We start from the raw sequence: 23,909 nt of genomic DNA on the forward strand, positions 1-23,909 counted from the left end.
TTACCATGTATTGACCTATCAGCTCAGATTAAGAAGCACATCTTAAGTAGAAGGCTGATTACCTTAATCAATCAAAATAAAAACATAAAATTTACTATATGAAAAATAATCTAATCGTACTGTTCTTATTGTTCTGTGTGTCGTTTGCACTAGCACAATCAGATAAAGTATCCGTTGAGAAAAGTCCTGACGGTTTCAGGCTTGTCGTTAATGGTGAAAACATGATGATTAACGGAATGAATTGGGATTATGTTCCTATTGGTTCAACCATTACTGATACAGGTATTTGGGGTAGATCAGATGATATTATCAAAGCAGCATTAGACCAAGAGATGTTACTCCTAAAAAATATGGGAGTTAATGCCATTAGAACTTACGGTCTTAAGCCTAAGTGGATTCAATACATTTATGAAAATTATGGGATTTACACTATGCTCAATATTACCTTTGGTGCTTATGGTCTAACAATAAACGGTGCTTGGACCCCTCAAACGGATTACGCAGATGAGGCTACCAGAGAAATTCTTATGCAAGAAGCCATTGATATGGCAAATACCTATAAAAACACACCTGGTTTACTATTATACATGATAGGGAACGAAAACAACTATCATTTATCTTGGACAGGTGCTGAAACAGAAGCAATTCCCATTGAGGGCGCAGAAGATACAGGTAAAATCGCTGCGGCTCGTGCGTTATATAAGGCTTTTAATGACGCTGCAAAAGAAGTAAAATCTATTGATCAATCACATCCGGTGGCAATATGTAATGGTGACTTATTGTATTTAGATATCGTTAAACAAGAGTGTAAAGACATCGATATCTACGGTACCAATATGTATAGAGGTGTTTCTTTTGGTGATGCTTTTCAACGTGTTAATGATGAGTTAGACATGCCTATTCTTTTTGCAGAATTTGGTTCAGATGCTTTTAATGCCAAAGACAACAAAGAAGACCAATACATGCAAGCTTATTTTGATGTTGAAAACTGGAAAGATATTTACCAAAATGCAGCTGGTTTAGGTAAAGCAGGAAATTCTATTGGTGGTTTTACGTTTCAGTTTAGTGATGGTTGGTGGAAGTTTGGGCAGACCAAAAATCTGGATGTCCATGATAATAATGCATCTTGGCCAAATGGTGGTTACTATATGGATTTAGAACCAGGACAAAATAACATGAACGAAGAGTGGTTTGGTATTTGTGCTAAGGGTCAAACCGATTCAAGAGGGTTGTATACGCTTTACCCTAGAGCGGCATATTATGCTTTAAAGGAAGTACATCAGCTTAATCCTTATGGTGAGGGGGTTAACCAAGATTTTCTTTACAACTATTTTAAGAATATCAATGTTATGGATGCTGTTCTTAGAGCAAGAGGCGATAAGGCTGCGCTAGGTGGTGGAGATTCAGAGAAGCTAAGTATAAGTAGATTATCTGCTCAATTCACAACTTTTAATACTGGTGGTAGTTTAATTACAACTCCAGACACTGAAGATCCAAACGCTAATGTATTTCCTAATCAACTTGGTTTTGATCATATGCAATCTTATTTTGTTGGTATAGAAGGAAAGCCTGCAGCAAACATGAGAGCCAATGTAGAGTTTAATATTTTAGGCAATGTGGCAGAAAATCCTATAAATGAAATTTTTTACGAGAATGTTGGTAGACCTGTAACAATTGTTGGAGTAGAAGGAGGAAATAATCTTGATGTTGAGATTGCTGACTTTAACAGATTACGTGTTTATCAAGCTGAGTTTGAGTGGAAAGCTAAAGAATTTGAATTAAGAGGGTTTTACAGAACAGGACATTACCATTGGGCTTACGAAGGAGATTTCTTCAACCTTTATCCAGAAGCTAATTACGGACCAAACCTAGATATTTACAATGGTGAAATCTTAGGTATTGAAGTTGATGCTAAAGGTGAACTGGAAGGTTTAAAAGCGGCTTTTGGACCACAGCTTTGGTGGGGAGCTAACCCAACAATGTTATTGAAATATTCAAGAAACATCCTTAATTGGGATGTAACAGGAATTTACCATCGGGACCTTAATACAGACTTAGAGTTTGATGAAAATGGTAGACGTGTCTTAGACCCTAATCAGTTACGTTCTGGTATAATCCCACCGTGGCCTACAGAAAGAGCTACATTGGCTATTGAAAGAGATTTCGGAAGTTTTGGTGTAACTTTAGGTGGTATTTGGGGTGGTAACCCATTAAATGGAAGTTCTTTTCAAATGTATGAAGAAGATAATGATGTTGTAGTAGTAGATAAGATTAACAGCAAGGATAATTGGGGAGCAAAAGCCAAAGTGACTTATCAAAAAGGACGATTTAATTGGTATGCTCAAGGATCTTACATGGGTCTTGTAGCTAATGGAGGTGCAGATCAAACAAGAACGTTTACTGGTTGGCAGCTAAAAGATTCAGGTAGTGGAAATATGACAAATTTCCTATCAGGTTTCACATATTCGTTTGGGAATCTACAAGTAGCGCCTAACTTTATGTGGCAAAAACCTTTGGTAGATCCAATGCCAAACGGTGTTTTTTCACCTGGTAGATTAAGAAATGTCATCGATGATCCTTTTGCAGTTAGAGGTGGTAATAGAGAAACCACTGCAGGAGAAATTCTATTCACATTTGACCCTACACCAGGAACTTGGATGTATGAGTGGAATAACGATAGAGAAGAAGATGCTAAGTTTGCTGTAAGTGCAGGATTTGTCTACAGACATTTACCAACAACACAAGATGCGCATATAGGTTTCTTAGCTAATCGTACATTCTTTGCGTTTTCAGAATCGGCTCCAGCAGAAGACTTGTGGGAAGCACATACACGTATCGTTTCCAAACTTAGCCCAGATTTAGGTATTATTGGTAACTTCTACTATGGTAATGGGCAAGGTAATGGTGACTCTGATAGAACCATTACACGTTTTGGTGGTGATTTAAGAATGCTTTACAAGAACTTTAAGGTAATGTCTCATGTTAAGGTAAATGATTGGGGACCTTTTGATTACCACAGAGATTTCAACTTAACGTTTCCTCTACAGCTAATGTTAGATGTTTCAACGACACTTGGAAAACCAGATTGGTTTATTTTACCTAGCACACAGGTGGGAATAAGAGGAACTTGGCGTTCTTTAGATCAAAACTCTCCACGTTTTTTACCAAATGCAACAGCAGAGTTTGAATCTGAGCCAACTATAAGTCCAGTGGGCTTTCCTGACGGTACGGAGTGGGAAATAAGAACTTACATCCATATTAACATTGGTAAATAAAATTCTATGATTATGAAAAACATAAATTTAAAATATAGCATCATCTTACCTTTAATTGGGTTAATATCTGTTGTAATGATTAGTTGCGAGAGAGGTTTTTCCGATGATGTGGAATTGGCAACATTCCCTACAAATGGTGATATCTTTATAGATGATCCAGTAGGTTTAACAGATGAATTTTTCACGTCTTTTGACCCTGCAACGGGTGCTAACACTAATGGATTTGGTACAGACAACAATGAGGTTTACGAAGGTTCGGCTTCAATAAGAATTGACGTACCAGCACCAAATGATCCAAATGGAGGTTACATAGGTGGGATTTTCAAAGACCGAGGAGATGGAAGAGACCTGTCAGGATATGATGCTTTAACATTTTGGGCTAAGGCATCAACGTCAGCAATAATTGAAGTTGGTTTTGGCTCAGACTTTATAGAAGATAAATATGCTGTTGGTTTTGGTAATCTAGAACTCTCCACAGCTTGGAAAAAATATATTATTCCTATCCCAGACCCTACTAAATTAGTTCAGGAACGAGGCTTGTTTTTATTTTCGGCTGGTACTCAAAGTACAAATGGCGCATCATATTCTTTTTGGATTGATGAATTACGTTTTGAAAGCTTAGGTACTCTTGGAGGACCCAGACCAAGAATACTTGGTGGCCAAGATCAAACGGCACAAGCCAATATAGATACATCGGTACCTTTAATAGGACTGTCTTATACAGCTAATCTTCCAAATGGTCAAGATATTACAGTATCGGCAAAACCTTCTTATTTCGATTTTGAAACTTCTAATCCTTTTGTTGCATCAGTAGATGACTTGGGGATTGTCACTGTAGATGGTCCTGGACAAGGTGGAGATAATACAGCTGTTATTACTGCAAGTTTAGGTGGTGTTGAGGCGGAAGGCTCATTAACAATCGAAGCTGTAGATATTGATGTCATTTCCATTTTTAGTGATGTTTTTGCTAATGTACCAGTTGATAATTATAATGGGTTTTATCAGCCATTTCAAACGACCTTGGGTGGTGCAGTAGAAGAAAATGGAAATAATATTATTGATTACACAATGCTAAATTTTGTTGCTATTGAGTTTTATGGTAGAGACGGAAGTGATGTAGAACCTATAAATGCTACAGATATGTCGCACCTGCACATAGAATTTAGAGTCAATGAGAACGTTGATGCATCAGATTATATAAATATGGAACTGCATAACAATTTCACATTACCAAATGGCATTTTAGGCTCTTATCAAATATCTGGAACTGAATTATTGAGTAACGAGTGGGTAGAATTTGATATACCATTGTCAAGTTTTAATGGTCTTACTGCCAGAGATGCTCTTGGTATGATGCTATTTGTTACCGACAATAATATCGCTAACTTATCAATAGATAATATTTATTTCTATGCAGAAAACTAAAAAAAAGCTAAAAATGAAAAATAGAAATTTGAACATTAGACTAAAATCAATACTCATATGCAGTGGGCTTTGTGCTGGACTCATGGGATTAATTACAAACTGTAATCCTGATGAGACTCAAAACGTAACAAACTTCAACACCATATCAATGCAGGATGAATTTGATATTGATGGAGCCCCTAATCCAGCCATATGGACCTATGATATAGGCACTGGTAATAATGGATGGGGAAATGCTGAACTTCAATATTATACTGATAGACCAGAAAATGTGGTCGTAGAAGATGGTATGCTCAAAATTACTGCAATTCAAGAAGATTTTGAAGGTTCTGGTTACACATCCGCAAGACTTTTAACACAAGGTTTGTTTGAGCAAAAATACGGGCGTTTTGAAGCTAGAATGAAATTACCTTATGGTAAAGGGATGTGGCCAGCATTTTGGCTATTAGGTGCTAATATTGATGAAGTTAGCTGGCCGTTTTGCGGTGAAATTGATGTAATGGAGAATGGTGGCTCAAAACCAACAATTGTTAGCGGAGCAGTTCATGGACCAGGATATTCTGGGGGTAATGCCATTGTAAAAGAATATGAATTTACGGATAGTCGTGTAGATTCCGAATTTCATATTTATGGCATAGAGTGGGGACCAAACTATATCAACTACTATGTTGATGATGTACTTTATAATCAAATTACTCCTCAAGATGTTACAGGAGACTGGGTTTTTAATAATGGCCCATTCTTTATCATCATAAATTTAGCTGTTGGTGGTGCTTTTGATGGCAATCCTAATGAAAACACAGTATTTCCACAAACTATGTACGTGGATTATGTAAGAGTGTATTCAGCTAATTAAAAAACAAAATATCTAAGGTCAGGATTTCATAATCTTGGCCTTTTTGACCCTTATCTATTTATATTAAAAATTCGAATCATTAAGATTTTGGAAAAGAAAACAACACAAGATAAAGCCGTAAAATTAGAACCAGTAAGTATTAACGGAAAGCAATATTTTAAGATATCTAACAGCGACCAAATGCGTCCTTTCTTTATGAGTATTGTAAGTGACTCTAACCATTGGATGTTCATATCAAGTAATGGTGGTTTAACAGCTGGAAGAAAAAATGCTGAATATGCATTATTTCCATACTATTCAGATGATAAAATTACTGAGTCAGCAGAAATTACCGGATCAAAATCCATATTTCAGGTTACTAAAAAAGGAGAAAAATATATTTGGGAACCTTTCTCAATTAGATTCCAAGATAATTACAACACCAATTGTAACATCTATAAAAGCATATATGGTAATGCCTTAATTTTTGAAGAAGAAAATCTTGATCTTAATTTAACTTTTAGATATGAATGGTGTTCTAGCAATAAGTATGGTTTTGTTAAAAAATCAACTTTAGTAAATAATTCTGAACAATCGGTTGAAATAGAATTTGTTGACGGTATTCAAAATGTAATGCCCTTTGGCGTTAGCAGTGCACTTCAAAACGCAAGTAGCAATCTGGTAGATGCCTATAAAAGAACAGAATTAGTTAAAGATACTGGTGTAGGAATATTTGCTTTAAGTGCTATAATTGTAGATAAGGCAGAGCCCAGCGAAGCATTGAAAGCCAATATAGCATGGTCTCTAGGTATAGATAATCCTACTTATCTGTTGTCTTCTCTACAGTTAGATACATTTAGGAATTTTGGCAAGGTTGAGCAAGAAATAGATGTTAAAGCAGAAAAAGGAGCTTATTTCATTAATACTAAATTACAGTTAGCTTCAGAAGCATCTAAAGATTGGATGATTGTAGCTAATGTTAACCAAGATGTCTCAGATATTATTGCCATATCTAAGCAAATAGAAACAGATAATCAACTTTTAGGTAAGGTTGAAGCTAATATAAAGCTTGGTACTAAAAAATTGATAAAACTCAACGCCTCATCTGATGGGTTACAATTAACATCTGACAATTATAGAGACACTAGACATTTTTCTAATACACTTTTCAACATAATGCGAGGTGGTATTTTTGATGATGGCTATACTATTGAAAAATGGGATTTTAAAAATTATTTAAAAAAGGCAAATAAAGACGTATGCCGTAACTGTGAAAAATTATTACAGGACTTACCAGAAACTTTTTCTTTACAGACGCTAAGAAAATTTGCAAATTGGAATGAAGACAAAGATTTTAAGAGACTAGCGTTAGAATATTTACCACTTAAGTTTAGCAGAAGACATGGTGATCCTAGTAGACCTTGGAATAAGTTTTCAATCAATACAAGAAGTGAGGTAGATGGTTCAAAAATTTTAGACTACGAGGGTAACTGGAGAGATATTTTTCAAAACTGGGAAGCTTTAGCTTGTTCTTACCCAGAGTTTATAGAGAACATGATTCACAAGTTCTTAAATGCTACAACTTTTGATGGTTATAATCCTTACAGAGTAACAAAAGATGGCTTTGATTGGGAAATAATCGAGCCTGATGATCCTTGGTCTTACATTGGATATTGGGGAGACCATCAAATCATTTATTTGTTAAAATTCCTAGAATTTATTGAAAACTATAATCCAGGAAGATTAGAGAGCTTATTCTCCCAAGATATTTTTGTTTACGCCAATGTACCATATAGAATTAAAGGATACAATGACATTTTAAAAAATCCTAAAGATACTATAGAATTTGATGAAGATTCTGATAAGGAAATTAGAACAAAAAGAGAAAAAATTGGTGCAGATGGTGCATTGCTACAATATAAAAATGGCACTATTGTTAGAGCCAATTTTATGGAAAAGATTTTGGCAACAACCTTAGCTAAACTCTCAAACTTTATTCCAGAAGGTGGTATATGGATGAATACCCAAAGACCAGAATGGAACGATGCCAACAACGCCTTGGTTGGTAATGGGGTTTCTATGGTGACACTTTATTACCTCAGACGTTTTCTAAAATTCTTTGAAGGTGTTTTTGAAAGCGCATCCGTAGATACGATTGAAGTCTCATCTGAAATCGCCGAGTTTTTTAATGCAGTCAAATCTGTATTCGAAAAGGATGAAGCAATTTTAAATGGAGCAATAGATAATGTCACAAGAAAACAGGTATTGGATATACTTGGAGAGGCAGGGGGGAATTATAGGGAGTACGTTTATAATAATTCGTTCTCTGGTGATAAAACAATCTTAACTTTGAGCGAAGTATTACAGTTTACAAAATCTGCAAATAAACATCTTGAACATTCTATTGAGGCAAACAGAAGAAACGATAATCTTTATCATGCTTATAATTTAATGACCGTCAATGAAAATAGCTCTGTTTCAATCTCTTATTTAGACGAAATGTTAGAAGGTCAAGTAGCAGTGTTAAGTTCAGGTTATTTAAGCTCTAGAGAAAATCTAGCTGTTTTAGATGGATTAAAGCAGAGCAAACTTTTTAGAGAAGATCAATACAGCTATGTTTTATATCCGTTTAAAAATCTCAAAGGATTCATGGATAGAAACACCATTCCTTCCAGTGCCGTTGATGATTCTACATTATTACAAACTCTAGTGTCGGATGGTAACACACAAATCATTAAAAAAGATAGTAATGGAGATTATCATTTTAACGGCAATTTCAAAAATGCAAATGATTTAGAGCAAGCTATAGAAAACCTTAATGATTCAGATTATAAGGAATTGGTTAAAACAGATAAGTCTAAAGTACTTCAAATCTTCGAAGATGTTTTTAATCATAAAGCTTTTACAGGTCGTTCAGGTACTTTTTATGGTTATGAAGGTTTAGGTTCTATATATTGGCATATGGTTTCAAAATTGCAATTGGCAGTGATGGAAGTTTGTCAAAAAGCTATAAAAGAAGACGAATCACCAGAAGTAGTAGGTAGACTTCTAGAGCACTATTATGAAATTAATGAAGGCATAGGTGTACACAAGTCTCCAGAGTTATATGGTGCATTCCCAACAGACCCATATTCGCACACACCTGCAGGAAAAGGTGCTCAACAACCAGGAATGACAGGGCAAGTAAAAGAGGATATTCTTAGTCGTTTTGGTGAGCTAGGTGCTTTTATAAAAGATGGACTACTAGTCTTTAACCCATGCATGCTTAGAAAAGATGAGTTTTTAAACAAAACACAAACTTTCAATTATGTAAATGTTGAAGGTGAGGAGTCCACTATTAAAATTGATGAAGGGCAATTAGTATTTACTTTTTGTCAAGTGCCAATAGTTTACACAATTGCTAAGGATTATAAGACAACTGTCTTGTTTAAAGATGGTTCAGAAAAAGTCTTCAATCAGATGCACTTAGATGAAGAAGTCAGTGAAAGTGTATTTAATCGTACCGGAGATATAAAGCATATCACAGTTCACATTAAAGAAGATTACTTAAAGTAAAAAGCAAGAATCATGAAAATCGGAAAAATAATAGCATGCTTTCTATCTATTGTAGTCATGATGTCTTGTAAAAGTGAAAAGAAGAAAGAAGAAGAGTCCTTAACCCAAATTAAAAAAGAAGTGACAGCAAAAGATATATTAGGAAATCCAGATTATTTGGCTATTTCTTATGGTGGATATAGGGGAAAGACTAGAGATAGTCAGCCTACAATAGCAGAATTAAAAGAAGATTTAAAGATTCTGTCTGCAATGGGTGTTAAGTTGCTTAGGACGTATAATGTTCAACCAAAACTTCCTCACGCCTCCAATGTTTTAAAAGCTATTTCAGAATTAAAAACCGAAGATGAAAATTTTGAGATGTACGTCATGCTTGGCGCTTGGATAGATTGTCTTAATGCGTGGACGGATAAGGAGCCTAACCATGATGTAGAAAGTCCAAAAAATGCTGGAGAGATTAAAAGAGCGGTTGCTTTAGCTAATCAATACCCAGATATAGTTAAAATCATTGCTGTAGGTAATGAGGCAATGGTAAAATGGGCAACATCTTATTACGTACAGCCAGACGTTATCTTAAAGTGGGTAAAACATCTTCAAGATCTAAAAAAACAAGAAAAATTACCTAAAGATCTTTGGATTACGAGTTCAGATGATTTTGCATCTTGGGGAGGTGGTGAGAGTAGATACCATGTAGAGGATTTAAACGAGTTAATTAAGTCTGTAGATTTTATCTCCATGCATACCTATCCTTATCACAATACCCATTATAACCCAGAATTTTGGGGAGTACCAGAAGCACATGCTAATATGCCAGATACAACTAAAATCGAAATGGCAATGGAGCGTGCTATAAAGTTTGCCCAAAAACAGTACGATAGTGTTACCAATTATATAAAAAGCCTTGGAGTCAATAAACCTGTTCACATAGGAGAAACAGGCTGGGCAACGACTTCAACAGGGCATTATGGACCAAACGGGTCTAGAGCCACAGACGAATATAAGCAAGGATTGTATTACAAATTAATGAGACGGTGGACTAATAGAGCTAATATTTCTTGCTTTTATTTTGAAGCATTCAATGAGCAATGGAAAGATGCTCATAACCCTAATGGTTCAGAAAACCATTTTGGATTGTTTACTATAGATGGTAAGGCTAAGTATCCAATATGGGATTTGGTAGATAAAGGCACTTTTGATGGATTAACAAGAAACGGTAATACTATTACTAAAACATTTAATGGTAACAAAAAAGAACTTTTAAAAGAAGTCTTGGTACCACCTTCAGAAAAAGAGATTATGGCAAATCGATAAAAAATGAAAGTATTAAAAATCAGTATATATTGTCTTTTAATATCAACTATGAGTTGTAATAACCAACCAGAAGAACTGGAAGTTGAAGTTTTTGAAACTTCTGCAAGTGGAAATCAATTAACACAAATAACACCCTTAGCAGTAGACGAGGAAATTGATTCATTGCCAGTTATAAGAATATTACCAGACCAAAAGTTTCAAACTATTACAGGATTTGGTGGTGCATTTACAGAATCTTCAGCATACTTACTCAATAAATTAAGTCAAAAAAACAGAGATCTTATTCTAAAGGCGTATTTCAGTGAAGAAGGAGCAAACTATTCATTGTGTAGAACACATATGAACTCTTGTGATTTTTCACTAGACCATTATTCTTATACACCTACAGAAGACAAAGAGTTAAAAGACTTTTCTGTTAAGGAAGATATGGACGATTTAATTCCAATGATTAAAGATGCTCAAGCTATTTCAAAAGACGGATTTAAATTGTTTGCTTCACCATGGACAGCACCACCTTGGATGAAAGATAATAAAGAATGGGTAGGAGGTAAATTGCTTCCAGAATATTATCCAACTTGGGCGTTATTTTTTTCAAAATATATTAAAGCCTATAAAGAACAAGGTATTGAGCTTTGGGGTTTTACGGTTGAAAACGAACCACACGGTAATGGTAATAATTGGGAAAGTATGCATTTTACCCCAGAAGAGATGACCGACTTTGTCCAACATCACTTAGGTCCAAAACTGGAAGCTGATGGATATGGTGATAAAATTATTCTAGGTTACGATCAAAATAGAGCAGGGTTAAAGGAGTGGGTAGATGTCATGTATGCTACTGAGGAATCTTCAAAATATTACGACGGAACTGCCATACATTGGTATGAGAGTACTTACGAGGTCTTTCCAGAAGATCTTCAGTATGCACATAAAAAAGCACCTGATAAATATCTTATAGAAACTGAAGGCTGTATTGATGCGCAAGTTCCTGTTTGGAAAGACGATGCATGGTACTGGAAAAAGGAAGCTACAGATTGGGGCTGGGATTGGGCAAAGGAAGAAGAAAAATACCTACATCCTAAGTATGCACCAGCTAATCGGTATGCAAGAGATATTATAGGTTGCCTCAATAATTGGGTAGATGGCTGGGTAGACTGGAATATGGTCTTAAACAAACAAGGTGGTCCAAATTGGTTTAAGAATTGGTGTATTGCTCCAGTAATTGTTGATGAAAACAGCGATGAGGTGTATTTTACTCCACTATTCTATATTATGACTCATTTTAGTAAATATATAAGACCAGGTGCTGAAGTTTTGGGTATAGACAATACAGATTCTGATTTAATGGTTACTGCAGCAAAAAACCCTGATGGATCTATAGCAGTTGTAATCTTTAATGAAGGTAAAACAGCGAAACAATTCAATTTGTGGCTCAATGAAAAAAGAGCAAAATTTAATATTAGCGGACAAGCTATTCAAACAATACTAATACCAACTAAATAAGAAAATATGAGTTCTACTAAGGTACCTATTGGTCAAAAAGCAGCATTTGGATCTGGTCATTTCATATTAAATATTTTACCAGGAACACTAGGAGTTTTTATACAGTTTTTCTTGCTCACTGCTTGGGGTGTTGACCCGCTATGGGCTGGTCTCTTAGGTGGTTTGCCAAGGATATTTGATTCAATTACTGATCCTATAATGGGTTTTATATCTGACAATACAACATCTAGATGGGGGCGAAGAAGGCCATATATTTTTATAGGAGCAATTATTAGTGGAATTTTATTCTTTTTAATGTGGCAACTCGATGATAATGCTTCGCAAAGTTATATCATCTGGCATGTTATGATATTACAATTATTGTTTCTTATTGGGAATACCATGTTTGCAACTCCACTAGTTGGTTTAGGTTACGAAATGACATCAGACTATAACGAACGAACAAGATTAATGGCTTTTTCTAATACAATGGGACAAATTGCGTGGATGATTGTGCCTTGGTTGTATGTGATAATTCCAGATACTGATACTTTTAATACACAAACAGAAGGAGTGAGGACAATGGCACTTATTGTTGGTGTTATGTGTGTGGTTTTTGGGATATTGCCAGCCATGTTTTGTAAGGGGATTGATTCTTCTCATATGGAAAATAGAAAGCAAATCAATTTCAAAACATTAGCCTCTAATATGAAGGAGCTTTTTGCTGGTATTGTTCAAGTATCAAAAAATAAGCCTTTTATGAAACTTTGTGGTGCAACATTTTTAGTATTTAATGGATTTCAATTGGTTGCAGCCTTCGGAGTATTCATAATTGTATTTTATATGTACAATGGTAGCTATGAATTAGCAGGTACATGGCCTGCTTGGTTCAATACAATAAATGCTATGATTACTGCATTTATTGTAATACCAATTATCTCTAGGATGGCAAATAAATGGGGCAAGAAAAATGCATTTATTATTTCAACTGTTCTATCAATTATTGGTTATATAGGCAAATGGTGGGGATTTGATAAAGAGTTAAATAGTCAATTCGCTCAAACAGGATTAGGAAAGAGTTTAAATTCAGGTGTTAGTTCTTTGTTTGAATCAATAAATCCAACTTTAGAGAGTATAGGTATGTCTTGGTTTAGTATTGAACCAGGAAGTGAAATACCTTGGTTAATTTTCATGCCTATACCTTTATTTGCATTTGGTATGGGAGGTTTGTTTACACTTATGATGAGTATGACTGCAGATGTATGTGATTTGGATGAGTTGGAAAATGGAATGCCTAGAAAAGAAGGAACTTTTGGGGCGATATATTGGCTAATGGTAAAAATAGGGCAATCAATTGCTCTTGTTTTAGGAGGGGTTATATTGAGTATTGTAGGTTTTGATCCAAATGTAACTGAGCAATCTCTCGAAACGATGAATAATTTAAGAATAGCTGATATTTTAGTGCCATCAGCTACTGCAGCCTTAGCTATTTGGGTAATGTGGAAGTATAGTCTTAATGAAGAGCGAGCCAGAGAAATAAAGAGGGAGTTGGTAGAGCGCAGAGGTGAGTTATAAGTAATTTATTAATAAGAATATAAAATGTCATATAGAGAAGAATCATACTTTAAGACTACAGGTTATAGGCAAACTATAACACAAGGTATTGACCTTTCAAAACATTCTATAACAGACTTAAAAGCGTTATGGAGAAAAACTTTACAACAAGGCATGCACGGCATCTGTTTTAGTATGTATGAAGATGGTCAGAGACCTGGTGATACTATTACAGAAGATCAAGTTGAGCGTCGTATAAAAATTTTAAAGCCCTATACAAAATGGATTCGTTCTTTCTCTTGTATTGAAGGTAACGAGCATGTAGCTCGTTTATCAAAAAAACATGGTTTAAAAACACTTGTTGGTGCGTGGCTAGGCGATGATAAAGATGACAACGAACAAGAAATAGAAGGTTTAATTCAATTAGCAAAAGAAGGTTGTGTCGATGTAGCAGCTGTTGGTAATGAGGTACTTTATAGAAACGACCTTAGCTTAGAAGAATTGGTAGATTATATCAACCGTGTTAAAGAAGCACTTTCTGGTATGAATATTCCTGTAGGATATGTAGATGCTTATTATGAATTTTCTCGTCATCCTATATTAGTTGAAAGCACAGATGTTGTGTTGGCAAATCTTTATCCCTATTGGGAAGGCTGTCCTATAGAGTATGCTCTAGGTCATATGCAAGCTATGTTTGGACAAGTTGTAGATGCAGCGCAAGGTAAACCAATAATTATTACCGAAACTGGGTGGCCAAGTCAGGGAGGTGGTCTTAGAGGTGCAATTGCCGGAGAAGCAGCAGCAATGAAATATTTTATAGATGCTATAAACTGGACTAAAGAAAACGAAATACCAATATTTTATTTTTCGTCATTTGACGAGTCCTGGAAAGTTGGACCAGAAGGCGAGGTTGGCGCTTATTGGGGACTTTGGGATAAACATGAAAACCTTAAGTATCTTTAAAATTCAGCTATACACTTATGTCTTTTAGGGAGGAAAAATATTTTGCATTAGCATCCATTGATTATCAAGGAAAATCTCTTAAGGATTTAAAAAAGATGTTTGCAAACTCCTTAAAGGAAGGTATGCATGGACTATGTGTTAGCCCTTATGAAGAAGGTCAAGAACCTGGAGACCAATTATCTGAAGCTCAGATACGTCGCCGTTTAGAGATTATAAAACCATATACTAACTGGATACGCTCTTTTTCGTGCACTGAGGGAAACGAGCTCATTCCTAAAGTAGCAAAAGAAATGGGAATAAAAACTCTTGTTGGAGCATGGCTTGGTAATGATTCAGATATAAATAAAAAAGAGGTTGAAGGTCTGGTCCAACTAGCAAAAGAAGGTTATGTCGATGTTGCAGCAGTAGGTAATGAGGTAATGTATAGAGGTGACTTAACTGAAGAAGAGTTACTCAACCATATTTATTATGTTAAGGGTGCATTGCAAAAAAGTCAAATTCCTGTAGGTTATGTAGATGCATATTATGAATTTGAAGAAAGACCTGATATTACAGAAGCATGCGACATAATTCTTGCTAACTGTTACCCGTTTTGGGAAGGGTGTGATTTTGACTATTCACTTTTGTATATTAAGGATATGTATCAAAAAGCTTTACGAGCTGGTAATGGCAAAAGAGTTATTATTACTGAAACAGGTTGGCCTAGCGAAGGAACAAATTTACAAGGAGCTTTTCCGTCCAAAGAGAATGCGATTAAGTATTTTATAAACACTCAAAAGTGGTCCAAAGAAGAAAATATTGAAATATTTTATTTCTCATCATTTGACGAATCATGGAAAGTTGGTGGAGAAGGCGATGTAGGAGCTTTTTGGGGTATTTGGGATGAAAATGAAAGTCTCAAGTATGGTTAAAAGAAAAAGAAATTGCTCAAACCATAAGTTGTAACACAACATTACCACTACAGATAACAATTTTTTGTTAATATAAAATAAATTAAAAACCTATAAATACTAATATTAATAAGGGTTTTGAGCTATATGAGTTAAGTTTACTAAATCGATTTCGTTGTATGTTTTTTGTAAAGGTAGAATTTAGGAATATGTAATTTTAAAACAATAATTTTATCAAATAAGCAATTTTACTCTAAAAATTGTTTTGAATTAATAAATAACTAAAATGAATAAATGATTATGAAAAAAACTACTTTTTTACTTTTTCTACTATGTTCAGTTTTGGCTTTTGGCCAATCTTTACCAGTAGATTTTGAAGATGGCACAACTGTACCGCAATTTCAATTTGGTAATTTGGGATTTGGCAACATTGTAAATCCTGACCAATCTGGAATAAACACCTCTACACGAGTATTAGAAGTTAATAAACCTGATAGTGCTGATTGGTTTGGAGGTTTTGGCTTTGAAACTCCTGGTTCAGCACTTATTAACTTAGCAAATGGAACTGAATTTACGATGAAAGTTTGGGCGCCAATTGCTGGTCAGAGTATAAGATTTCAAATACAAAACGGTTTGAATGGTGAACCAACATACAACAGAGATGTCGTAATTAGCACAGCCATGACTTGGGTTGAAGTAACTTTTGACTTTTCTACACAACCAGGCCTAACCGGAACAGAACAGTATCCAGTATTGGTAATTCAACCAAATTATGATCCAGCATGTGAAGGTGGAGGTTGTTCAACTGTAGGAGCAGGTAATGGTGGTGTTTGGTATATTGATGATATTGAGCAAGTAGGTGTTGTTGTAGATCCTAATGAAGACGCCTCACTTTCAGATTTGACATTAGATGGAGCAACCGTGTCAGGTTTCTCTCCTAACACTCTAACATACAATGTTGAATTACCTAATGGAACAACAACAGCACCAACAGTTGCAGGTGTTGCCACTCAAGCAGGTAACGGTTCTTCAAACGTGAGTGTTACACAAGCCTCTGGTGTACCAGGTTCAGCTACTTTAGATGTTACTGCACCTAATGGTGTTGACATGCAAACTTACACAGTTAATTTTACAGAAGCGCCTGCATTACCTCCAGCAGCACCAACACCTCCTTCTGTTTCTGCAATTTCAATTATTAGTGATGTGTTCACCAATGTTACTGTGCCTCAAGTGGATGTTTTTGGTGGTACTTTAACTAATTTTGATTTAAATACTGATGGTAATCAAGAAGCAAGAATGATTACTGGTGGATCTGGTTTTCAATTTAACTTTTTCCCTGGTAGTGCATTTGTAGACATCACCCCAGCAGGGTTTTTACACCTTGATGTTTATTGTGACAACTTAGCAGATAACGATATTTTAAGAATTCGTTTATTAGATCCAGATCCTGGTGCTAACGGCGCAAATATTGCTAGATATGAGTTTTCGGCTGCTCAAGCAGGTACTTGGGTATCAATAGACTTGCAAATCCCTGGTGGTGGCAATTTGAATGATTTTGGAGATATAGACAGTGCTGCATCTCCAGTAGATTTATCTAATCTATCATTGATCCAATTTAATACCTTGGATTTAGGAAGTAGTTTGGCTTCAAAAGAGGTTTACATTAGTAATGTATATTTCTATGGCGGTACACTATCTACATCAGATTTTGTAGCATCAGAATTTAGAATATTCCCTAATCCAACTAATGGAAACTGGAATTTAGTAGGTTCAGGGATTATCAACAATGTAGCTGTTTACGATATCTTAGGTAAGCAAGTATTGTCATTAATGCCAAACTCTAATGAAGTTATTTTAGATAGCTCTTCATTAAGAACGGGTGTTTATATGGCAAAAATTGAAGGAGAAAACGGTACTAAAACGGTTAAACTCGTTAAAAATTAATATCAATATTTGATTAATAGCAAGGAGTAAGAGCGTACTTGTAGTGCGCTCTTTTTTTATCTAAAGGCTTATGATTTTTTAAAACAATGACTTTGAAAACTTAGAAAAAAAATTAAATATTATTTCAAACAAACAACAATTATGAAAAAAATTACTTTTTTGTGTTTAACACTAATTTTGACAGCTTTAAGTTTTGGTCAGTCTCTGCCTTTAGATTTTGAAGTTGCAGAAGATGATAACTGGAGCGCTTTTAATGGTGCTACAGCAGCTGTAGTTACAGATCCAACTAATTCTTCAAACCAAGTATTAGAATTAACAAGTAACGGTGTTGACTTTGATGGAGCATCTATGAACATGGGTGTCTACATTGACCTGTCTAATAATAGTAATAATACCATGACTTTAGATTTTTGGGCACCAGATGCAACCAATAGAACCCATTTGCTTAAACTAGAGGGTGCATCAAACCAACCAGTAGCAACGGAACTTTACTTCAATACTTCAGCCGCAGGATGGCAAACCATAACTTTAGATTTTGGTACTGGTTTAGCAAACGACTATCCAATATTAGTGTTGTTTGCAGATTCAGGTCCTGGTAATACAGCAACGGGAACCTATTATATAGACAATATAACTGGTCCAAACGGAGCGGTAATACCTCCAGATCCATTACCATCTGGTCCAGCGAGTCTGCCTAATGTACCAAACGAAGAAGTATATAGCATCTATAACGATAATTCCGGTTTTACAACTAATTTTCCAGTTGCTTATGACTTTGGTTCTCTTGCAGGTGAGCCAGACTTAGATCCTTCAGCTACTGAGAACAAAGCTCTTAAATTTAATTTTGGTGTTGCTGGTTGGGGACAGGGTGAAGGCGGTCCTGACGATGTATCTTCTTATAATTTTGTGTCATTTGATTATTGGGCTGGACCAACAGTTGTTGGCTTTGACTTTGTATTAATCAGTAATAATGGCGGAATAACAGAGCATAAGTACCAAATCAGTATTCAAGAACCTATTGTAAACGAAGCTTGGACTAAGGTTCAAATTCCGATGTCGTTTTTCACTAATATTGGTTTTGCCGATACGGCATTATGGCAATGGAAATTTAGTCCGCTCAATGATAGTGTTGATAATAGCGGTATTGTTTATGTGGATAATATTCTTTTGACTCAAAACATACTTTCAATAAACGAATTTAGTACTGAGCGTTTTAGTGTATCCCCAAACCCAACAAGTTCAATTTGGAATATCAATTCGAATAGTCAAATTATTAAAACAATTTTGGTTTTCGATATTCTAGGAAAACAAGTTATTAGAGTAACACCAAATTCAAATCAAGCTACAATTGATGGATCAAGTTTAAAAGATGGTATTTATATAGCTAAAATTGAAGGCCTAAATGGAACAAGAACAGTTAAGCTAGTTAAAAATTAATAATCTAAATTGATTAATAGCTAGGAGAAAGAGCGTATTTTTACAATGCGCTCTTTTTTATGTAACTAAAAAAAATGACTATGACTACTTTAAAAGAATTGGCAAAACTCTTAAATATTTCGGTATCTACCGTTTCAAAAGCACTGAACGATAGCCATGAGATTAGCGAGAATACCAAAAGGCGTGTTAATGAGCTGGCAGATAAACTCAATTATAAGCCAAACCGTATAGCGCAACAGCTTAAAAGTAACAAAACAAAAACGATTGGTGTAATCTTGCCGACGGTAACAAATCCTTTTTTTGCTGAGGTTTTACATGGTATAGAGATGAGTGCTACAAAACACAATTATGATATTATAGTATGCTTATCTGATGAGTCTCTGATAAAAGAAAAACGTAGCTTAGAGTTGTTGTCTAATGGAAGTGTGGATGGGTTTATAATTGCTGTAGCTAGAGAGAGCCAGGTAGAAGAGCAAACCACACATATAAATACTGCTATTAATAATAAAATACCAGTATTAATGTTTGATAGGGTTGTTAATGAAATAGTTTGTGATAAGGTTGTAGTAGATGATTTTCAATCTGTATATGAAGCTACTGACTATTTGATAAAGAAGGAAAAAAGAAAGCATATTTTATTAGTAAGTAATATTGAAGAATTAAGTGTTGGTAAGCTAAGAATTAAGGGGTATCAAAAAGCCATTGAGGATGCTAACTTAAAATCCAATATTTTAAAGCTCAGTAAAGTTGATGATGTAGAAGAGCATGTATATAGTTATCTTCAAAATAACCCAAATATTGATGCTATTGTATCCATAGATCATATTACAGGCATTATAGCTATTAATATGACTAAGAAAACAGGGAAAACGATTCCTGGGGATTTATCTGTAATAGGATTTGGTTATGAGCATACTCAATTGCTTTCTAGTCCAAAGATTTCAATCATACATCAAAAGGCATATGAAATAGGTGAGATGTCTGTGAAATTACTAATTGATAATTTACAATCAGATGATCATAAACTACAGACAATTGTGGTGCCTAGCGAACTTAAACTAAGTGAGTCTACTAAATAACTAGAATAAAAAAGCCTGATAAATTCAGGCTTTTAATTTTTATCTGACTAGAAACTCTTAGTTTCCTTTCATCTTATCTGTGGCATCTTTACCAGCTTCTTTTACATTATCTACAGCATCATTGGCTGCATCCTTAGCGTCGTTAGCCATTTTTTCTGCACCCTCTTTAACGCTTTCTACAGCATCATTAGCTGCGTCTTTGACGTCGTTTATTGCATCACCAGCACCATCGATAGCGTCGTTGGCGGCATCTTTAACGTCATCTGCAGCATCATTAGCAGCATCTTTAACATCATCCATAGCTTCACCAGCTTTGTCTGCTGCATTTTCAACAGCGTCTTCTGTTTTTTCTTTAGTTTCTCTACAAGAGTTTAATGATAACCCTAAAAATGCAACTAAGGCTAAACTTAATACAACTTTTTTCATTTTGATAGTTTTAGTGTTAATTGTTGTTAATGCACTAATTTAACAATTTATATGAAATTTTAACAAAATTTCAGTACCTATTAACCGTGCAACAAGATTATATACGTATAAACTCTAATATTTGGATGACAGCCCCTTTGTTTTTCTCTATATAATCTTTGTTGATCGATCCTTCATGTTTCCTTAAAGATGAGTCAATAATCAAAGAGCTTAATTTTGAATTGAATTTGGCTGATGATGAAACAGAGGTAACTCCTCCCAACTGTATTAGTGTCTTAGCCTCCGGAAATTTATGATGATTTTTACCAATAATGATAGGAATACCAAATACAGCTGGTTCTAAAATATTATGCAAACCAGTTGTGCCTGCTGCTCCGCCAACATAAACAATGTCTGCATAACTATATATTCTGCTTAGGTAACCAATTGTATCTAAAATAAAAACATTAAATTCTGACAGATTTTTTTTATCAAATAATTCAGAAAAGCAAATGGTTTTAGCTTTTATTTGGGATTTAAGAGATTCTATATAGCTCGATTTAACATTATGTGGTGCAATGATAATTTTTACATTCTCATAGTCTAATTGATTAATATAATCCAAGTAGAGCTTATCATCATCAGGCCAAGTGCTACCAAAAACTATACAAAGTTTATCGCCTTTAAAGTCAGTTATAAAATCAATAGAGTTGTCTATTCTTAATTGATTGCTAACACGGTCAAATCGTGTGTCTCCAGAAACGGAAACATCATGATAATTGATGCTTTCTAGAAGTTTTTTTGAATCTTCATTTTGAGTAAAAATGTGATTGAAAGCAAATAAGGCTTTCTTCATAAATTCTCCATACCACTTAAAAAAACTTTGGGATTCTCTAAATATAGCCGAAATAAGTATGGCTTTATGGTTTCTCTTTTTTAGTTCATATAAAAAGTTTGGCCAAATTTCATATTTCACAAATATTGTATAATCGGGATTTACAATATTCAAGAACTTTTTTGCATTAGCTTTTGTGTCTAAAGGTAAATAGACAACTATATCTGCAATTTTTGAGTTTTTTCTTATCTCAAATCCAGAGGGTGAAAAGAAAGAAAGTACTACTTTATAGTTAGGATGGTTTTTTACTAACTTCTCAAAAACAGGTAGGCCTTGCTCATATTCACCAAGTGAGGCACAGTGAAACCAAAAGGTTTTGTCTTTAGGATTTATAACAGCTTCTAATCTTCTAAAAGTTTCATTTCTGCCATCAACTCCTTGCTTTAGTTTAGTATTAAAAAGAGCTAGAAGTTTTATAGCAAAACTTGCTAAATAGATTCCTATTGAATAGAGTGGTCTCAATAATTTAGATTTGTGCTAAAATACATTTCTTTCAATTAATTGCATTGGCTTAGCGGTTACAATTTTGTATTTTCGCCTAGAGCATTTTAGAAATGCATTTCAAAATTTATTATAATCCTTCACGGAATGAAAAAAATACAAATGGTTGACCTTCAGAGTCAATATGCAAAAATAAAGAATGTTGTAGATCCTTCAATTCAGGATATTATAGAAAGTGCAGCGTTTATAAATGGGCCAAAAGTTCATCAATTCCAAAAAAACTTAGAAGATTACCTTGGTGTCAAACACGTTATCCCTTGTGCTAACGGTACGGACGCACTACAAATTGCTATGATGGGTTTAGGTTTAAAACCAGGTGATGAGGTTATAACTGCAGATTTTACGTTTGCGGCTACTGTAGAGGTTATTGCTTTGCTACAATTAACTCCGGTTTTAGTAGATGTAGATCCTATCACTTTTAATATAGACATTGCAGCTATTGAAAAAGCCATTACTCCAAAAACTAAAGCAATTGTACCAGTTCATCTGTTTGGTTTAGCTGCAGATATGGATGCCATTATGGATTTGGCTAATAAACACGACCTCTATGTTATAGAAGATAATGCGCAAGGTATAGGGGCAAATTATACACATAAAGACGCAACTAAGACTAAAACAGGAGCTATTGGTCATGTCGCTTCTACATCGTTCTTTCCTTCAAAAAATTTAGGTTGCTATGGTGATGGTGGTGCCATTTTTACCAATGATGATGATTTAGCACATATTATTAGAGGTATTGTAAACCACGGTATGTATAAACGTTATCATCACGATGTTGTTGGTGTAAACTCTCGATTGGATTCTATACAAGCAGCAGTATTAGATGCCAAATTACCACATTTAGATAATTATAATGAAGCAAGGCGACATGCGGCAAGAAAATATACAGAAGCTTTTAAGGATCATCCAAAAATTACTACACCGTCAGGTAGAACATCTTGCGAAGGTATTTGCAATACCTGCGATTGCCATGTGTTCCATCAATATACATTGAACCTAAAAGATGTAGATAGAGATGCTTTGGTAGCCCATTTACAAGAAAATAACATTCCTTGTGGAGTATATTATCCAATTCCTCTTCATAAACAAAAAGCCTATAAAGATGAGCGTTATAAAGAAGAAGATTTTAAAGTAACTAACCAATTGGTGCAGTCTGTCATTTCTTTACCAATGCATACCGAGTTGGATGATGAACAAATTGAGTTTATTACCACAACCGTTCTAAATTTTATAAACAATAACTAAAGGATGAAACATCCATAATCAATCTTAAATCAAACAGCGAAAATGATGGCAGGATGTTCCGAGTGCCCATTGAAAAACAATAAATAATAACACATGAAAGTATTAGTAACTGGCGGACTTGGTTTTATTGGTTCTCACACAGTGGTAGAGCTTCAAAATGAAGGTTTTGAAGTGGTTGTCATTGATAATTTGAGCAATTCCTCAATTGATGTTTTAGATGGTATTACAAACATTTCTGGTGTAAAACCTCATTTTGAAAAGTTAGACCTTAGGGTCAAGGCCGATGTTACTCATTTTTTTGAAGCCCACAACGATATAGCTGGCGTTATTCATTTTGCAGCTAACAAAGCTGTAGGAGAAAGTGTTAAGGAGCCTTTAATGTATTATGAAAATAATATTGGAACATTAGTTTACATACTTCAAGAGCTAACCAAGTTAGAAAAACAGAACTTCATTTTTAGTTCGTCTTGTACGGTGTATGGTCAGGCAGATGAGCTGCCAATTACTGAAAATGCTCCTGTAAAACCAGCAGAATCCCCTTACGGTAATACAAAACAAATAGGCGAAGAAATTATTAGAGATACTTGTAGAGTAAATTCAAACCTAAAGAGTATAGCCTTGCGTTACTTTAATCCTATTGGTGCACATCCTTCTGCAGAAATTGGCGAATTACCAATCGGAGTACCTCAAAATCTGGTACCATACATTACACAAACTGCAATTGGTTTGCGAGAGCAATTGTCTGTTTTTGGTGGTGATTATCCTACACCAGATGGTACTTGTATTAGAGATTATATCCATGTTGTAGATTTGGCTAAAGCTCATGTGGTTGCATTGCAACGATTAATAAAAGGTAAAAATCTCTCTAACTATGAGGTTTTCAACTTAGGTACTGGAAAAGGCAGTTCTGTACTAGAAGTCATCCAATCATTCGATAAAGTTTCTGGAGAAAAGCTAAAATATCAAATAGTAGATAGAAGAGAAGGAGATGTTGTTGCTGCCTATGCAGAAACCACCATGGCCAACAATGTTTTAGGTTGGAAAACAGAGCTTACTTTAGACGAGGCCATGGCTTCGGCTTGGAAATGGGAGCAAAAAATTAGAAATAAATAAATTTTT

General features: G+C 34.8%; 16 protein-coding genes. 14 read left to right on the forward strand and 2 right to left on the reverse strand.

Features of this window, described 5'->3' with window-relative positions; all coding sequences use genetic code 11:
• Window positions 1–98: 98 nt before the first annotated feature.
• The 12 genes from ACPX19_RS07020 (at window position 99) to ACPX19_RS07075 (ending at window position 19,744) form a co-directional block, all read left to right on the forward strand.
• Window positions 99–3,275: a glycoside hydrolase family 2 TIM barrel-domain containing protein gene (locus ACPX19_RS07020; RefSeq protein ID WP_426432348.1), complete on the forward strand. Its 3,177-nt coding sequence runs from the start codon at window positions 99–101 to the stop codon at window positions 3,273–3,275.
• A gap of 12 nt (window positions 3,276–3,287) precedes the next feature.
• A complete protein-coding gene (locus ACPX19_RS07025; protein ID WP_426432349.1) occupies window positions 3,288–4,700 on the forward strand; it encodes a carbohydrate-binding protein in 1,413 nt (470 codons plus the stop codon).
• A 13-nt stretch (window positions 4,701–4,713) separates the two neighbouring features.
• Window positions 4,714–5,556, forward strand: a complete 843-nt coding sequence (locus tag ACPX19_RS07030) for a glycoside hydrolase family 16 protein (RefSeq protein WP_426432350.1) — start codon at window positions 4,714–4,716, stop codon at window positions 5,554–5,556.
• An 84-nt stretch (window positions 5,557–5,640) separates the two neighbouring features.
• Window positions 5,641–9,090, forward strand: a complete 3,450-nt coding sequence (locus tag ACPX19_RS07035) for a hypothetical protein (RefSeq protein WP_426432440.1) — start codon at window positions 5,641–5,643, stop codon at window positions 9,088–9,090.
• 12 nt (window positions 9,091–9,102) lie between these two features.
• The gene (locus ACPX19_RS07040) at window positions 9,103–10,398 is read left to right on the forward strand and encodes a glycosyl hydrolase family 17 protein (protein ID WP_426432351.1); all 1,296 of its coding nucleotides are present in this window, start codon (window positions 9,103–9,105) and stop codon (window positions 10,396–10,398) included.
• 48 nt (window positions 10,399–10,446) lie between these two features.
• A complete protein-coding gene (locus tag ACPX19_RS07045) occupies window positions 10,447–11,898 on the forward strand; it encodes a glycoside hydrolase family 30 protein (RefSeq protein WP_426432353.1) in 1,452 nt (483 codons plus the stop codon).
• Window positions 11,899–11,904: 6 nt separating this feature from the next.
• Window positions 11,905–13,452, forward strand: a complete 1,548-nt coding sequence (locus ACPX19_RS07050; RefSeq protein ID WP_426432354.1) for an MFS transporter — start codon at window positions 11,905–11,907, stop codon at window positions 13,450–13,452.
• Window positions 13,453–13,476: 24 nt separating this feature from the next.
• Window positions 13,477–14,394 (forward strand): glycosyl hydrolase family 17 protein, encoded by a 918-nt coding sequence (locus ACPX19_RS07055; RefSeq protein WP_426432355.1) that lies wholly within the window; start codon window positions 13,477–13,479, stop codon window positions 14,392–14,394.
• Window positions 14,395–14,411: 17 nt separating this feature from the next.
• Entirely contained in the window at window positions 14,412–15,305 is an 894-nt protein-coding gene (locus tag ACPX19_RS07060; RefSeq protein ID WP_426432356.1) for a glycosyl hydrolase family 17 protein, read from the forward strand.
• A 279-nt stretch (window positions 15,306–15,584) separates the two neighbouring features.
• Entirely contained in the window at window positions 15,585–17,228 is a 1,644-nt protein-coding gene (locus ACPX19_RS07065; RefSeq protein ID WP_426432357.1) for a T9SS type A sorting domain-containing protein, read from the forward strand.
• Window positions 17,229–17,369: 141 nt separating this feature from the next.
• Window positions 17,370–18,665 (forward strand): T9SS type A sorting domain-containing protein, encoded by a 1,296-nt coding sequence (locus ACPX19_RS07070; protein WP_426432358.1) that lies wholly within the window; start codon window positions 17,370–17,372, stop codon window positions 18,663–18,665.
• A gap of 80 nt (window positions 18,666–18,745) precedes the next feature.
• Window positions 18,746–19,744 (forward strand): LacI family DNA-binding transcriptional regulator, encoded by a 999-nt coding sequence (locus ACPX19_RS07075; RefSeq protein WP_426432360.1) that lies wholly within the window; start codon window positions 18,746–18,748, stop codon window positions 19,742–19,744.
• 57 nt (window positions 19,745–19,801) lie between these two features.
• Here the strand turns inward: ACPX19_RS07075 and ACPX19_RS07080 are convergent, their stop codons facing one another.
• Both ACPX19_RS07080 and ACPX19_RS07085 read right to left on the reverse strand, forming a co-directional pair.
• On the reverse strand, window positions 19,802–20,170 hold the full coding sequence (locus ACPX19_RS07080; protein ID WP_426432361.1) for a hypothetical protein: 369 nt from the start codon (window positions 20,168–20,170) through the stop codon (window positions 19,802–19,804).
• A 97-nt stretch (window positions 20,171–20,267) separates the two neighbouring features.
• A complete protein-coding gene (locus ACPX19_RS07085; protein WP_426432363.1) occupies window positions 20,268–21,506 on the reverse strand; it encodes a 3-deoxy-D-manno-octulosonic acid transferase in 1,239 nt (412 codons plus the stop codon).
• Between the two features lie 126 nt (window positions 21,507–21,632).
• Here ACPX19_RS07085 and ACPX19_RS07090 point away from each other — a divergent pair, with 126 nt between their 5' ends.
• Window positions 21,633–22,790 (forward strand): DegT/DnrJ/EryC1/StrS family aminotransferase, encoded by a 1,158-nt coding sequence (locus ACPX19_RS07090; protein WP_426432364.1) that lies wholly within the window; start codon window positions 21,633–21,635, stop codon window positions 22,788–22,790.
• A 93-nt stretch (window positions 22,791–22,883) separates the two neighbouring features.
• On the forward strand, window positions 22,884–23,903 hold the full coding sequence (gene galE / locus ACPX19_RS07095) for a UDP-glucose 4-epimerase GalE (protein ID WP_426432366.1): 1,020 nt from the start codon (window positions 22,884–22,886) through the stop codon (window positions 23,901–23,903).
• Window positions 23,904–23,909 lie beyond the last annotated feature (6 nt).

Source organism: Winogradskyella sp. HB-48, from assembly GCF_049942685.1.
In the GTDB taxonomy this organism is placed as follows: domain Bacteria; phylum Bacteroidota; class Bacteroidia; order Flavobacteriales; family Flavobacteriaceae; genus Winogradskyella.

What these genes read in the sequence shown, in the direction of transcription:
- ACPX19_RS07040 (WP_426432351.1), top strand. Translation starts at nt 9,103, where the DNA reads ATGAAAATCGGAAAAATAATAGCATGCTTTCTATCTATTGTAGTCATG.
- ACPX19_RS07030 (WP_426432350.1), top strand. Translation starts at nt 4,714, where the DNA reads ATGAAAAATAGAAATTTGAACATTAGACTAAAATCAATACTCATATGC.
- ACPX19_RS07070 (WP_426432358.1), top strand. Translation starts at nt 17,370, where the DNA reads ATGAAAAAAATTACTTTTTTGTGTTTAACACTAATTTTGACAGCTTTA.
- ACPX19_RS07050 (WP_426432354.1), top strand. Translation starts at nt 11,905, where the DNA reads ATGAGTTCTACTAAGGTACCTATTGGTCAAAAAGCAGCATTTGGATCT.
- ACPX19_RS07090 (WP_426432364.1), top strand. Translation starts at nt 21,633, where the DNA reads ATGAAAAAAATACAAATGGTTGACCTTCAGAGTCAATATGCAAAAATA.
- ACPX19_RS07065 (WP_426432357.1), top strand. Translation starts at nt 15,585, where the DNA reads ATGAAAAAAACTACTTTTTTACTTTTTCTACTATGTTCAGTTTTGGCT.
- ACPX19_RS07025 (WP_426432349.1), top strand. Translation starts at nt 3,288, where the DNA reads ATGAAAAACATAAATTTAAAATATAGCATCATCTTACCTTTAATTGGG.
- ACPX19_RS07055 (WP_426432355.1), top strand. Translation starts at nt 13,477, where the DNA reads ATGTCATATAGAGAAGAATCATACTTTAAGACTACAGGTTATAGGCAA.
- ACPX19_RS07060 (WP_426432356.1), top strand. Translation starts at nt 14,412, where the DNA reads ATGTCTTTTAGGGAGGAAAAATATTTTGCATTAGCATCCATTGATTAT.
- ACPX19_RS07080 (WP_426432361.1), bottom strand. Translation starts at nt 20,170, where the DNA reads ATGAAAAAAGTTGTATTAAGTTTAGCCTTAGTTGCATTTTTAGGGTTA.
- ACPX19_RS07020 (WP_426432348.1), top strand. Translation starts at nt 99, where the DNA reads ATGAAAAATAATCTAATCGTACTGTTCTTATTGTTCTGTGTGTCGTTT.
- galE (WP_426432366.1), top strand. Translation starts at nt 22,884, where the DNA reads ATGAAAGTATTAGTAACTGGCGGACTTGGTTTTATTGGTTCTCACACA.
- ACPX19_RS07045 (WP_426432353.1), top strand. Translation starts at nt 10,447, where the DNA reads ATGAGTTGTAATAACCAACCAGAAGAACTGGAAGTTGAAGTTTTTGAA.
- ACPX19_RS07075 (WP_426432360.1), top strand. Translation starts at nt 18,746, where the DNA reads ATGACTACTTTAAAAGAATTGGCAAAACTCTTAAATATTTCGGTATCT.